The sequence below is a fragment of the Saccharopolyspora montiporae genome (genome assembly GCF_015209505.1).
Lineage (GTDB): Bacteria > Actinomycetota > Actinomycetes > Mycobacteriales > Pseudonocardiaceae > Saccharopolyspora > Saccharopolyspora montiporae.
On the sequence record NZ_JADEYC010000018.1, the window covers coordinates 1 to 13,975 of the forward strand.

The window sequence follows — 13,975 nt, forward strand, 5'->3', positions numbered from 1 at the left end:
TCCCCGTACCCGCGTCAGCAGCAGTCCGCCGAGCAGCCGCCGTGGACGGTGGGGCACAACCCGGAGGAGGAACCGGTCTCGGCCCAGCGGCGGCGCTGGTTCGGCCGCAAGCGGGGAGATGAGCGGTGAGCGCACCCACGCAGACCCGATTCCCCGGAGCGGGCGGGATCCGCGAGACCGGGCGCCTTTTCGCGCTCGCGCTGGACGTGTGCCGGGCGTTGCCCAAGCGGCCGTTCCAGATCCGCGAGTTCGTGCAGCAGTGCTGGTTCATCGCCAGCGTGACGATCCTGCCCACGGCGTTGGTCTCCGTCCCGTTCGGTGCGGTCATCGCGCTGCAGCTGGGCTCGCTGACCCGGCAGATCGGTGCGCAGTCGTTCACCGGTGCGGCCAGCGTCCTGGCGATCATCCAGCAGGCGAGCCCGATCGTGACCGCGCTGCTGATCGCCGGGGCCGGCGGTTCGGCGATCTGCGCCGATCTCGGTTCGCGCAAGATCCGGGACGAGATCGACGCGATGGAGGTGCTGGGCGTCTCGCCGATCCACCGCCTGGTGGTGCCGCGCGTGCTCGCGGCGATGCTGGTCGCCGTGCTGCTCAACGGCATGGTCAGCGTGGTCGGCGTCGTCGGCGGGTACACGTTCAACGTCATCCTGCAGGGCGGGACACCGGGCGCCTACATGGCCAGCTTCAACGCGCTGGCCCAGCTGCCGGACGTGTGGATCGGGGCGCTGAAGGCGCTCATATTCGGCTTCATAGCCGGGGTCGTGGCCGCCTACCGGGGCCTGAACCCCCCGCCCGGTCCGAAGGGCGTGGGGGACGCGGTGAACCAGTCGGTGGTGATCACCTTCCTGCTGCTGTTCGCGGTGAACTTCATCCTCACGACCGTCTACCTCCAGGTCGTACCACCAAAGGGAATGTGACATGGTGACGATCCCGCAGCGCGCGCGGCGGATGCTGCGCCGGCCGCTGGAGGTGCTGGACGACCTGGGTGACCAGATGTCGTTCTACCTGCGGTCGCTGGCTTGGATCCCGCGTGCGATCCGGCGCTATGCCAAGGAAACTCTGCGCCTGCTGGCCGAGGTCAGCTTCGGCAGCGGTGCGCTGGCCGTCATCGGCGGCACGGTGGGCGTGATGATCGGCCTGACGGTGTTCACCGGCACGGTCGTCGGTCTGCAGGGCTTCACCGCCCTCGACCAGATCGGCACGTCCGCGTTCTCCGGGTTCATCTCGGCGTACTTCAACACGCGTGAAATCGCGCCGCTGGTGGCCGGTCTCGCGTTATCGGCGACGGTGGGCTCCGGGTTCACCGCGCAGCTGGGCGCGATGCGGATCTCCGACGAGATCGACGCGCTGGAGGTCATGGGCATACCGAGCCTGCCCTACCTGGTCACCACCCGAATCATGGCCGGGTTCATCGCGGTGATCCCGCTGTACGTGCTGGGCCTGCTGACCTCCTACATCGCGTCCCGCGGCGTCATCGTCTACCTGTACGGGCAGTCCGCGGGCACCTACGACCACTACTTCAACCTGTTCCTGCCGCCGGAGGACGTTCTCTGGTCCTTCGGCAAGGTGCTCATCTTCAGCGTCGTCGTGATCATGACGCACTGCTACTACGGCTACCGCGCCAGCGGCGGACCCGCCGGGGTCGGCATCGCCGTCGGGCGGGCCGTGCGCACCGCGATCGTGACGACCGCACTGCTGGACTTCTTCCTGAGCCTTGCGATCTGGGGCACCACCACGACCGTTCGGATCACCGGATGAACACCAAGCGCGCGTTGACCACGACCCGGCGCCGGCTGCTCGGCGTCGCATTCCTGATGTCCGCCGTCATGTTCTTGAGCCTGACGGTGGCGATCTACCAGAAGGCATTCACGTCCACAGTGGACGTCGTGCTGCAGGCGCCGTCGACCGGCAACCAGCTCATGCCCGATTCCGACGTGAAGGTGCGCGGGCTGACCGTGGGCCGCGTCAGCGACATCCGCTCCGAGGGTGACGGGGCCGAACTCGACCTGAAGCTGGAACCGCAGTTCGCCGACCGGCTCCCGGCGAACCTCTCGGCCCGGCTGCTGCCGCAGACCCTGTTCGGTGAGCGCTACGTCTCGCTGGAACTACCGGATGAGCCGTCCGGGGCACAGCTGGCCAGCGGCGATGTCATCACGCAGGACCGCACCAGCGCCTCCGTCGAGCTGGAGGAGGTGCTGGCCGACACCATGCCGGTGCTGCAGGCGGTGCAACCGCAAGAGCTCGCGGCCACGCTCAACGCGGTCGACCAGGCGCTGGACGGGCGCGGCGAATCGATCGGGCAGAGCCTGGAGCAGCTCAACGGCTACTTGGAGGAGATGAATCCGTCCATCCCGGACCTGCAGCGCAACCTGCAGGAACTGGTCGGCGTCGCCGAGACCTACGAAGAGGCGGCACCGGACGTGGTGCAGGCGCTGGAGAACTTCAGCACCACCTCGCGCACGCTGGTCGAACAGCGGGAATCGCTGGACGAGCTCACCGGCCAGGTGACCACCACCGCGGAGGACGCGACCCGGTTCACCACCGAGAACCGGGAGAACATCATCACGCTGGGCGAGGCGCAGCGGCCGACGCTGGACGTGCTGTCCAAGTACGCCCCGGCCTACCCGTGCTTCCTCAACCAGATGTCCCGGCTGGTGCCCGAGGTGCGCAAGACCTTCGGCGAGGGCACGGACGAGCCCGGGCTGCACGTGACGCTGGAGATCGTGTCCAGTCGCGGCAAGTACTACCCGAACCAGGACGAGCCGGAGTTCGCCGACAAGCGCGGACCCCGCTGCTACGACCTGATCCCGCTGCCCAAGCCGATGCCCGAATACCCGCCGGACGGCCCGTTCAAGGACGGTTCGGTGCCGCCGGCGCCGTCCCGGCCGATCGACGGCGGGCTCAACCCGCCGTCCATGGGCGAGGACTACCTGCCGGAGTCCAGCGGCGCGGCGGGCACCGCACCGCAGTCCGCGCGTGCGCTGGGTGAGGCGAATTCACCGCAGGAGAGCGACATGGTGTCCGGGATGCTGGCCCCCGCGGTCGGTCGGCCCGCCGAAGAAGTGCCGGACTGGGGTGCGCTGCTGGTCGGCCCGGCGCTGCGCGGTGCGGAGGTGAGCTACCGGTGAACGGACGTTCCATCACCGCTCCGCTGGTGAAATTCCTGATCTTCGTGCTGGTCACCGTGCTGGCCACCGGGCTGCTGGTGCTGACCATCGCCAACCGCGACCTGCGCTCGGCGGAGTCCTACACGGCCCGGTTCACCGACGTCACCGCGCTCAACGAGGGCGACGACGTGCGGATCTCCGGGGTGAAGGTCGGCGAGATCGAGTCGATCGAGGTCGCCGACCGCAGGCAGGCCGAGGTGCGGTTCAACGTGGCCGAGCGCAGGCTGCCCGCTACGGTCACCGCACAGGTCAAGTATCGGAACCTGGTGGGACAGCGCTACATCGCGCTGGAGGAGGGCACCGGCGCGCAGGAGGGCTACCTGCGTCCGGGCGGGACCATCCCGCTGGAGCGCACCAAGCCGGCGCTCGACCTGACCGTGCTGCTCGGCGGGTTCAAGCCGCTGTTCCAGGCGCTCTCGCCGGAGGACGTCAACAAGCTCTCGCACGAGATCATCCAGGTCCTGCAGGGCGAGGGCGGCACGGTGGAGAGCCTGCTGGCGCACACCTCCTCGCTGACCTCCACGATCGCCTCGCGGGACCAGGTGATCGGCGATGTCGTGAACAACCTCAACGGTGTGCTCGACTCGGTCAACTCGCGCGATGAGGAGCTGTCCGGCTCGATCGTGCAGCTGCAGCAGGTCGTGTCCGGCCTGGCCGCCGACCGCGATTCGATCGGCGACGCCGTGACCGCGCTCGACGGGCTGACCAACACCACCGCCGGACTGGCCGAGGAGGCCCGGCCCGGGCTGCAGCGCGATATCGCCGGACTCGGCGACCTGTCCCGGAACCTGAACGACCACGAGGAGATCACCGAGCGGTGGCTGCAGAACATGCCGAACAAGCTGGAAACGGTCGGCCGCACGGCCTCGCACGGGTCCTGGTTCAACTTCTTCGTGTGCAGTGCGGGCGGTAAGGCCGAGATCGGTGAATTGGACCTGCAGCTGCCGCTGCTGCCCGTGAACCAGCCGAGGTGCCAGCGATGAAGCCGTTTGCCCAACGCGATCCGCTCAAGATCGGCATCGCCGGGATCCTGGTGCTGGTGCTGGGATTCCTTGCCGCGATGAACTTCGAGCGCCTGCCCCTGGTCGGCGGCACCGTCTACCAGGCGCACTTCACCGAGGCGGCCGGGCTCCGGCCGGACAACGAGGTCCGGGTGGCCGGGGTCAAGGTCGGCACGGTCAGCGATGTGGAACTGGAAGGTGACCACGTGCTGGTCAGCTTCCGGGTCGACGACGCGTGGCTGGGCGACAACACGGCCGCCGCGATCAAGGTGAAGACGCTGCTGGGCCAGAAGTACCTGGCGCTGGATCCGCGCGGTGAGCAGGAGATGCCCGCGGATGAGCCGATCCCGGTGCAGCGGACGATGTCGCCCTACGACGTGATGGACGCGTTCAGCGATCTGTCCGGCACCGTCGACCAGATCGACACCGGCCAGCTCGCGCAGAGCTTCCAGACCATCAGCGACACGTTCGCCGGAACGCCGGACGAGGTCAGCGGAGCGCTCGACGGGCTGTCCGAGCTGTCCCAGACGATCAGCAAGCGCGACCAGCAGCTCTCCGAGCTGCTGGACAACACCGCGCAGGTCTCGCGCACGGTCGCCGATCGCAACGCCGAGTTCGAGAAGCTGCTCAACGACGGGAACCTGCTGCTGGAGGAGCTCAACGCGCGGCGCGACTCGATCAACTCGCTGCTGCAGGGCACCCGCGAGCTGTCCACCCAGCTGCAGGGACTCGTCGAGGACAACGAGGAGCAGATCGGGCCTGCGCTGGAGCAGCTCGACCGGGTTACCGCGCTGCTGGAGCGCAACCAGCAGAGCCTGGACCAGAGCCTGGAGTCGTTCGCGCCGTTCACCCGCCTGTTCGCCAACGTGCTCGGCAACGGCAGGTGGTTCGACACCTACCTGTGCGGCCTGCTGCCGCCGGCCGTCGGTCCGATCAACGAGAAGGGCTGCCAGCCATGACGCCCGCCGACAACACCGCAATCGCCCGGCGGCGCAGGCCGGGCGTCGCCGGGGTGGCCATCGGCCTGGTCGTGGTGCTCGCCGCGACCTTGGCCGGGTGGTGGCTGTTCTTCGGGGCCGGCGAGCGCAAGGTCACCGCGCACTTCGACGCCGCCGTCGGTATCTATCCCGGCGGTGACGTGCGCATCCTCGGGGTCCAGGTGGGCTCGGTCGACGACGTCCGCCCGCAGGGCGAGCAGGTGCGGGTCGACATGACGCTGGACCGGGACGTGCAGGTGCCCGCGGACGCCGGCGCGGTGGCCGTGGCGCCGAGCGTGGTCAGCGACCGCTACATCCAGTTCACGCCGGTCTACCGCGGCGGCCCGGAGCTGCAGGACGGCGCGGTGATTAAGTCGGACCGCACCGCCACCCCGGTCGAGTTGGACGAGGTCTACCGCAGTCTCAACGACCTCACCACCGCGCTGGGGCCGAAGGGGGCGAACTCGGACGGCGCGCTGTCCGAGCTGCTGGACACGGGTGCGGCCAACCTGGAGGGCAACGGGGAGAAGCTCTCCGAGACGATCCGCAACCTCGGCGAGGCGGGCACGACGTTGTCCGGCAACAGCGAGCAGTTGTTCGACACCATCGACAACCTGCAGAAGTTCACCACGACGCTGGCCGACAACGATGAGCAGATGCACCGGTTCAACACGCAGATGGAGCAGGTGAGCGGGAACCTGGCCGGTGAGCGCGAGCAGCTCAGCGCGGCGATGGCCGAGCTGGCCGTGGCACTGGGCAAGGTCGAGTCGTTCGTGCGGGACAACCGGGAAGACCTGAAGTCCAATGTGGACCAGTTGAACTCGGTGAGCCGAGTGCTGGTCGAGCAGAAGCAGGCGCTGGGCGAGTCGCTCACCAACGCCCCGCTGGCGATCGGCAACCTCGCCAACGCCTACAACGGCGCCTCGGGGACGCTCGACGTCCGGGCGAACATCAACGAGCTCAACCAGCCGCCGCTGGTGGCGGTCTGCAAGCTGCTGCAGCACAACTCGCCGGGCGAGGAGGTCCCGCGGGAGCTCGCGGACGCGTGCGGTTCGCTGGAGCCGGTGGTCGAGGGGGCCGATCCACTGCCCACCCCGGCCGAGACGATCGGCTCGCTGCAGCAGGGACGAGCACCCGAACTGCCGCTGTCCCTGCCGGATTCGCAGCGACCGGGAGGTAACTGATGTCGGCGAAACGAGTTCTCCGCGCCGTCCTGGCCGTGGGTACGGCGGCCCTCGTGCTCGCCGGCTGCGGCACGCGCGGCGTCTATGACATGTCGCTGCCCGGAGGTGCCGACCTCGGCGGCGATCCCTACCAGGTGCGGGTGCGGTTCGCCGATGTGCTGGACCTGGTGCCCAACGCGGGCGTGCGGGTCAACGACGTGCCGGTCGGCCGCGTGCAGACCATCCGGCTCGCACCGGACTCCTGGCAGGCCGAAGCCGTGGTGCAGGTCAACGGGGATGTCCGGTTACCGGAGAACGCCTCGGCCCGGCTGCGCCAGTCCAGCCTGCTCGGCGAGAAGTTCGTGGAGCTCGGCGACCCCCCGCAGCCCGAGCAGCCCGCGGGCCGGCTCGCCGACGACGACCTGATCGGCATCGACCGGACCAACCGCAACCCCGAAGTCGAGGAAGTGCTGGGCGCACTGTCCATGCTGCTCAACGGCGGCGGTGTGGCACAGCTGCAGAACATCACCCGCGAGCTGAACAACGCCATGGAGGGCCGCGAGTCCGACATCAAGGGCTTGCTGTCCAATGTGGAGGAGACAGTCGCCGGGCTGGACGCGCAGCGCGACGACATCACCCGCGCGTTGGAGAGCATCGACCGGCTCAGCGCCAGCCTGGAGCAGCAGCGCGGCAGCATCGAAACCGCGCTGGACGAGCTGGAACCGGGCCTGCGGGTGCTCAACGAGCAGCGCGGGCAGCTGGTCACCATGCTGGAATCGCTGGACGAGCTGTCCGGGGTGGCCACCGACACGGTCAACCGCAGCCGAGAGGACCTGGTGCACAACCTCAACCAGTTGGCGCCGACGTTGGAGCAGCTGGCCGCCGCCGGGGAGAACCTGCCCAAGTCGCTGGAAATCCTGCTCACCTTCCCGTTCCCGGACAACGCGGCAGAGGGGATCGGCGGCAGCGACTACACCAACCTCTACGCCGACGTGGACCTGAACCTGTCCAACCTGCTGGAGAACCTCGGCCGGAGCAGGCAGCCGATCATCAATCCGCCCAACCCCGCCGAGGACTCCCCGCTTCCGCTGTCCGGTGACGGCGGGGATTCCGGGCAACAGCAGCAGGAGGCCCCGGAGGAGTCGGACGGTTCCGATTCCGGCGGACTGCTCGGCGGCGTTCTCGGAGGCAGCTGATGTTCACTCGCAGAGTCCGTCTTCAGATCATCGCCTTCGTCGCGATCGCGCTGGTCGGCGTCAGCTACGCCGGCGCCCGCTATGCCGGGCTGGACCGGATGTTCGGCTCGCGCGGCTACGAGGTCACCGTGGAACTGGAACGGACCGGAGGTGTTTTCGATAACGCCGAGGTCACCTATCGTGGGGTTCCTGTCGGTCGAGTGGGTGAATTGGACTTGACCAGAACCGGGGTGGAGGTGCCGTTGGACATCGAATCCAGCGCCCCGCCGATCCCGTCCGACGTGGAGGCCGTGGTCGCCAACCGCTCGGCGGTCGGCGAGCAGTACGTGGACCTGCGGCCGCGGTCCGCCGGCGGTCCGCACCTGCACGACGGCTCGGTGATCCGCTCGGACGCCGCGCGCATTCCGCTGCCGGTGGAGACGCTGATGACCAACCTCCACGACTTCGCGGGATCCGTCCCGCAGGACTCGTTGCGCACAGTGGTGGACGAACTCGGCACGGCCTTCCGCGACAACGGCGGCAACCTGCAGACGATCGTGGACACCACGCGCGAATTCACCGACGAGGCCCAGCAGCACGTGCCGCAGACCAAGCGGTTGCTCGCGGACGGCAAAACCGTGCTGGCCACGCAGAACGAGCAGGGCTCGTCGATCCGGTCGTTCAGCGAGGACCTGGAACTGCTCACCGGCGAGCTGGAGAAGTCCGACGGCGACCTGCGCTCGGTCATCGACAACGCGCCCCCGGCGGCCCGGCAGGTCAGCGGTGCCATCCGGGAGAACGACCAGTTGACCCCGCTGCTGGGCAACCTCACCAGCACTTCGCAGCTGCTGGCGGAGAAGACCGACGGTATCGAGCAGATCATGACGCTGTACCCGGCTGTGGTGACCGCCTCGGAGACCGTGATGCCGGGCGACGGCACGGCCCACTTCGGTCTGGTGCTCAACGCGTTCGACCCGATGCCGTGCGCCGCCGGGTACGAGGGGACCGACCGCAGGCCGGGCAACGACATGAACCCGGTGCCGCTGAACACCGACGCGCACTGCGCCGAGCCGCCGGGTAGCGAGACCGGCGTGCGCGGTGCGCAGAACGCCCCCGGCCAGTAGCGGAGAAGGAGCCATGTCCACCGAAACCACCCATTCCGAGTCGGTCCCGGAACCCGCGCAGCGCGGCCGGGTCGGCTGGCTCGTGTCCGCGATCCTGGTGGCCGCCCTGCTCGTGTGCGCGGGATTCGGCGGTGCCTGGGCGCTGGCGTCCAACGACGAGGGGATCCAGCGCGCCGCGATCCGCGATGATGCCCTGGAAGGCGGGCGCAAGGCCGTCGCCGCGTTCAACAGCATGGATCACCGGGATGTAAAGGGCGGGCTGGACCGCTGGGAGGCCAACGCGACCGGGGCGCTGCGCGAGGAGGTCCGCAACGGGCGGGAACCGTTCGTGCAGCAGATCCAGCAGGCCAAGACGATCAGCAACGCCGAGGTGCTGGACGCGGGCATCACCGAACTCGACGACGCGGGCAACAAGGCCACGATGCTCGCCGTGGTGGAGATGACCGTTCAGGCCGAGGACCAGCAGCCGTCCGCGAAGCGGCACCGCTACCAGGCCGTGCTCACCCGCGAGGGAGAGGACTGGAAGCTCAGCAGGCTGGGCCTGGTCCCGGTCGGCTGACCGGGGCCGGACCAGCAGATCCGCACCGTTTTCGAGGGAGCAGCACGTGTCCAGCAGCAGCCGTGGTTCCGGACCCGACCGGCGGGGAGCCCGTCGCCAGCGCGTCGCCGGGCTGCGCCGACGCCAGCAGCAGCCCGGCGCCCAGGAGACCGGCGCCCAGGAGACCGATCCGCCCGAACAGCCGGAGGGTCCGGAGCCGGAATCGGCTGAGCCGGAATCGGGACCGGGATCTGCGGACCGCGGGGCGGAGACCGCCGCGGACGGGTCGGCGGATGCGACCGCGGGCGATGCTCCGGAGTCCGATGCCGCGGCGGAACCCGGCGATTCCGGGGAATCCGGTGCGGCCGCGGACGCGGACCTGTCCGCGGACCGGATCGCCCGGTTGCCGGAGGAGGGGCCGGAATCCGACGCCGCCGATCCCGCCGGCGACGAACCGACCGCGGCCCGGTCCGATGCCGAGTCCGATGCCGCCGAAGCCGCGGAGCACGAAGCCGCCGAGCACGAAGCCGCGGAAGCCGACGAGTCCGATGCGGACGACGACCCGGACGCCGCCGGATCCGCGCGGCGCCCCGGGTTCGGCCTGCGGGTGGCGCTGCTGGCCGCGGCGACCGTGCTGGCCGGGTTCGGCGCCTGGTTCGCCTACGAGACCGTCGCCCTGCACACCAGCGGTGCCGCCGCCAACGACGCGCTCGTCGACGCGGGCGCGACCAGCGAGGTCAACGGGCAGGTCGGCGAGGCGGTGACCAAGCTGTTCTCCTACAACTTCGCCGAGCAGGACAAGGCCGATGCGGCGGCGGACGAGCTGCTCGTCGGGCCGGCCGTGGCCAAGTACAACGAGCTCTGGGGCGTGCTGCGCGACCAGGCGCCGCAGCAGAAGCTCGTCGTGGACACCTCGGTCAAGTCCAGCGCGGTGACCTGGCTGCAGGGCGACCGCGCGGAGGTCCTGCTCTACGTCGACCAGAAGGCGACTCGCGCGGGCGACCAGGAGGGGCAGAACGAGCCCGCGCAGCTCACCGTCGGCGCCGAGAAGCACGGCGACCAGTGGAAGCTCAACCGCATCACGCTGCGCTGAGCCGCCGCGGCCGGGCCGGAGTCACGGCCCGGCGTGCACGTGCGCGGCCCACGCGCAACTGGCCTCCGGTGCTTCGTTGCGCAGCGCGCGGGTGACGTGGTGCAGCGCGAAAGCCGTGCGTGCGGTGTCGAATTCCCCGTCGTGGTACGTGGTCTCGTACAAACCGGCCGGCACGCGCACCGCGCTGTGCTCGTCCACCTCCCACAGCGTTCCCAGGGCGTGCGCGAATCCGGCGAACGACAGCGCGCCGGCCAGCGAGATCCCGGCCGGTGACGTCTCGTCCGCCGCGGTGGCGCACTGGCCGAGGTAGGCGAACTCGGCGTCCTCCAGCGGCACCTGGCCCAGTTCCACCAGACCGAGGCTGCGCTGCGGGGCGTCCCGTTCGAGCAGCACGCCGGCCGCGGGCTGCGCCGGGAACTGCGAGCTGGGTTCGCACACGTGCAGCCAAGGGTGCCGCGGCAGGTCGCGCAGCACGTCCGGCGCGGTCGCCGCCTCCACCGACTTGATCTCGGCCTGCGGCCAGTACTGCGCCAGCACCTGGTTCTGCCGCGGCAGCTCCCGGCCGATCTGCTGCGCGGAACCCGCCGCCACCAGCGCCGCGCCCGAATCCGGCATCGGGCGCTCCCGAGCGCGCAGCAACGCCCCCAGTGTCGGCGTGTAGGAGGAGACCACGCGTTCCAGGACGCATTCCCCGGTACGTGCCTGCGCCGCGTGCAACGGGAGGAACGCGGTTTCGCCCATCGCGCTCCACCAGACCCGCGGCCAGCGCACACCGCCGCCGGGCACGCCGAGGTAGCCCATCCGCTCCAGCACCGGGCGGGCGATGTGCTGCCAGGTCCAGTCCAGCACCGAATCGGCGGTGCGGTGGTCGTCCTGCTGCGCGGCCGCCAGCAGGGCGGCGCTGCGTTCGGCGGCGCGTTCCGGGCTGGTGTTCGGCAGCGGCACCGTCACGACCCGGCCGCCGACGAGCACCAGCGCGTCCGAGCGGTACCGGCTGAGGTTGATCATCACCACGGTGCCGTCCGGTGCTCCCTCGGCGAGTTCGCGCAGCCTGCGCGGGCGCAGGTGGCTGGGCCGCTCGGCGCGGATCTCCTCCAGCAGGCGCTCCCAGGAGCGGGCCAACCGCCCGCGGTCGTCCGGTTCGCCCAGGACCGGTTCGTCGGCGGGGCGATTCAGCAGCCTGCGCAGCTGCACCGCCTCGTCGGCCAGGTCGGGGTGCGTGCGGTGCAGTTCGCCGAGTTCCCCGCCCGCGGGCAAGAAGTCGGACAGGATCGCGGAGCGGCCGAACTCCAGCATCTCCATCGCGCGCACCGGCTCGCCCGCCTCCAGCGCCGCGGCCACCGCGTCGGCGGTGATCGTCGCCCAGCGCCGCTGGGTCGCCGGGGTGGCCACCACGCGCTTGCCGCAGCTGATCAGCGGCAGCAGCTTCAGCGCGCTGCGGAAGGACTCCACGGCTTCGCCCCACCGGCTCGCCTCCGCGGCCAGCCGGCCGCTCAGGTTGGCCGCACGCAGCCGCTGCTCGGCGGGTGCGGTGGTCTGCTCGGCCGCCTCGGTGAGCACCTTGCGCGCCCAGCGGTAGTAGCGGCGGCGACCGGTGCGCTGGTGCAGCGCCTGCAGCGCGCGGCCGAGGTTCGTGGCCACCGCCGCCCGGGACGGGATCTGGTCCGGGATCTCGGCCAGCACCGCGTCGAACAGCTCGACGGCGCGCTCCAGATCGGACTGGCCGTCGCGCAGCCGGAACCGGTGCATGGCGATCAGCCCCAGCTGGGCGCGGGCGGTGTAGCCGTCGGCACTGCCCTCGCCCGCGGCCTGCGAGACCGCGTGCGCCAGGTCGGCGGCCTGGTCCAGGTCCCCGGTGTCGCCGGTGTGCTCGTAGCGGTCGATCAAGGCCGTGACCAGCGAGTTGCGCACTGCGGCCGCCTTGTCCGCCGGGCCGGGCGCCTCGGTCGCCGCCTGGCAGGCCCGCACCCCGGCGTCCAGCGCTGCCTGCTCCGAGCCGTGCACGAAGTGCCTGCGCAGCATGGCCCCGTAACCGGCCAGCGCGAGCGAGCGTTCCGCATCCGTGCCGGCCATCGACCGGATGGCGGGAGCCAGCGGGTGCAGCACCCGGCGCAGCTGGCTCGGCTCGCCCGTCGCGTCCACGTGCTCGATGGCGGTCGCCGCGAGGATCCACGCGGTCCGGCCGGTGAGCTGGTGCCCGGGTTCGAGCACGCCGAGCAACCCGATCATCTCGTTGACCGAGGCGTTGAGGTCGGACAGCGATCCGCTGTGCCGGAAGCGCAGCCGCAGCGCGTTGGCCAGGTGGCACAGCGCCGAGCGCCGCGGCTCCCCGTCGGCCAGCGCCCCGGCGCCGGAGCCGAGATGCTTGATCCCCTCGTCCAGGTCCTCGGCCGATCCGTCCCGCTCGTAGCGGCGCAGCAACGCGGCACCGAGGTTGATCAGCAGTTCCGAGGTGGCCGCCTCGCGCGCCGGGGAGATCCGCGCGGCCTCGCGGAACACCTCGATCGACTCGCCGTCCGAGTCCGCGTCGTCGGCCAGCCGGGCGTGCAGCTTGAGCGCGTTGGCCAGCCGGATCAACGTCATCGCGCGCCGGTGGTCGCGGCGTGGGGTCCGCTCGACGGTCTCCCGCGCCACCCGGATTCCTTCGGCCGCGGTGCCGACGTCGCCCGCCTTGCCGGCGTACTCGCCCAGCGCCAGCACCAGGTTGCAGCGATACAGCACCAGGTCCTGGTCGTCGGCGTGCGCAGTGGCCGAGGCCGAGCGGTAGTAGGAGATCGCGTCTTCGAGATCGACCAGGTCCCCGCTGCGCAGGTGGGTCAGCTGGGCAGCGCTGCCCAGGTTGTTGAGCACCCCGGCCCGGGCGGGATCGTCCTCGCGCAGCACGCTGGCGGTCACCCGGAAGACCTCGGTCACCCGGGGAAGCTGCCCGAAGTCCAGCGTGCTGACGATCTCGTTCATCGTCGCGATGGCCTCGGCGTAGCGCTGCTCGGTGGACGCCCGCGAATCGGAGCCGGCCTGCTGCGGGGCCTGCTGGGCTGCCGGGGACTGCTGCGCCGCCGGGGACTGCTGGGCGGGCGCCGCGGTCGGCGGGGGTGCGGGTGCCTGCGGTCCGCGCTGCCCCCGGGGCGCGGGAGGCTCCGCGCCCTGCGCTGCGGCGTCCTGCCCGAACGGGTCGTGCCCGGCCGCGCCGCGGGGGTCGTGCTGCGGATGCGGCTGCTCCTGCGCCTCGTCCGGCTCTCCCAGCTCGTCGTTGGAGAACCAGCTGGAACCGGTGCCGCCCTGGTCGCCGGTGCCGCGTCCACCGGTCCAGCGCTGCAGCCTGCCGAACCGTTCGCTGGCGCGGCTCGCGTCGTCCGTCATCCGTACTTCTCCCGTGGGCGTCTCGCTGCCGGTGGCCTCGACGCGGCCGGGATCCGCCGAAGCGCCCCGGAGCCGTGTCCCGCTACCGGCGCTGCCGGGACCCCCGGCAGCCCGTGCACGCGGGCAAACCTACTCGTACCGGGCCCGGTGCAGCGGCGGTTGCCGGAAATCGATGCTCCGGCCTGCGCGACCGCTCGGCCGACGGGCCGAAGGAACCCCGCCCATCGGCTGCAGCAGCACGTGCCGCGGGCCGCGCGCCGGGACCCCGGCGGAGGGCTCCGGAACCCGCCGCGGAGCGGAGTGGAGCGATCGCCCCGCGTGGTGGAGGACGCGCCGAACGCCGGGGCCGCGAGCGGGCTCGGAGGCGGTTCGCGAGC

At 70.9% G+C, this 13,975-nt stretch carries 11 protein-coding genes; 10 read left to right on the top strand and 1 reads right to left on the bottom strand.

What is annotated here, in order from left to right:
• The first annotated feature begins 125 nt into the window (after positions 1-125).
• Genes IQ251_RS10915 through IQ251_RS10960 form a run of 10 tightly spaced genes read left to right on the top strand, consistent with a single transcriptional unit; the run spans position 126 to position 10,238 of the window.
• Positions 126-917: an MlaE family ABC transporter permease gene (locus IQ251_RS10915; protein WP_193928404.1), complete on the top strand. Its 792-nt coding sequence runs from the start codon at positions 126-128 to the stop codon at positions 915-917.
• Between the two features lies 1 nt (position 918).
• Entirely contained in the window at positions 919-1,758 is an 840-nt protein-coding gene (locus IQ251_RS10920; RefSeq protein WP_193928405.1) for an MlaE family ABC transporter permease, read from the top strand.
• Positions 1,755-3,128 carry an MCE family protein gene (locus IQ251_RS10925; RefSeq protein WP_193928406.1) on the top strand — a complete coding sequence of 458 codons (1,374 nt, stop codon included), beginning with the start codon at positions 1,755-1,757 and terminating at the stop codon, positions 3,126-3,128. Before IQ251_RS10920 ends, IQ251_RS10925 begins: the two co-directional genes overlap by 4 nt.
• Positions 3,125-4,150 carry an MCE family protein gene (locus tag IQ251_RS10930; RefSeq protein WP_193928407.1) on the top strand — a complete coding sequence of 342 codons (1,026 nt, stop codon included), beginning with the start codon at positions 3,125-3,127 and terminating at the stop codon, positions 4,148-4,150. The genes IQ251_RS10925 and IQ251_RS10930 overlap by 4 nt, the downstream gene beginning before the upstream one ends.
• Positions 4,147-5,127: an MCE family protein gene (locus IQ251_RS10935; protein WP_193928408.1), complete on the top strand. Its 981-nt coding sequence runs from the start codon at positions 4,147-4,149 to the stop codon at positions 5,125-5,127. The genes IQ251_RS10930 and IQ251_RS10935 overlap by 4 nt, the downstream gene beginning before the upstream one ends.
• Positions 5,124-6,329: an MCE family protein gene (locus IQ251_RS10940; RefSeq protein WP_193928409.1), complete on the top strand. Its 1,206-nt coding sequence runs from the start codon at positions 5,124-5,126 to the stop codon at positions 6,327-6,329. The genes IQ251_RS10935 and IQ251_RS10940 overlap by 4 nt, the downstream gene beginning before the upstream one ends.
• Positions 6,329-7,504, top strand: a complete 1,176-nt coding sequence (locus IQ251_RS10945) for an MCE family protein (RefSeq protein ID WP_193928410.1) — start codon at positions 6,329-6,331, stop codon at positions 7,502-7,504. The genes IQ251_RS10940 and IQ251_RS10945 overlap by 1 nt, the downstream gene beginning before the upstream one ends.
• Positions 7,504-8,607, top strand: a complete 1,104-nt coding sequence (locus IQ251_RS10950; RefSeq protein ID WP_193928411.1) for an MlaD family protein — start codon at positions 7,504-7,506, stop codon at positions 8,605-8,607. The genes IQ251_RS10945 and IQ251_RS10950 overlap by 1 nt, the downstream gene beginning before the upstream one ends.
• Before the next feature lie 13 nt (positions 8,608-8,620).
• On the top strand, positions 8,621-9,166 hold the full coding sequence (locus IQ251_RS10955; protein ID WP_228046573.1) for an Rv1363c family protein: 546 nt from the start codon (positions 8,621-8,623) through the stop codon (positions 9,164-9,166).
• Positions 9,167-9,212: 46 nt separating this feature from the next.
• Positions 9,213-10,238, top strand: coding sequence for a hypothetical protein (locus IQ251_RS10960; RefSeq protein WP_193928412.1), 1,026 nt, complete (start codon positions 9,213-9,215; stop codon positions 10,236-10,238).
• A 21-nt stretch (positions 10,239-10,259) separates the two neighbouring features.
• Here IQ251_RS10960 and IQ251_RS10965 read toward each other — a convergent pair whose 3' ends face one another.
• A complete protein-coding gene (locus tag IQ251_RS10965) occupies positions 10,260-13,598 on the bottom strand; it encodes a CHAT domain-containing protein (RefSeq protein WP_228046574.1) in 3,339 nt (1,112 codons plus the stop codon).
• Between the last annotated feature and the right edge of the window lie 377 nt (positions 13,599-13,975).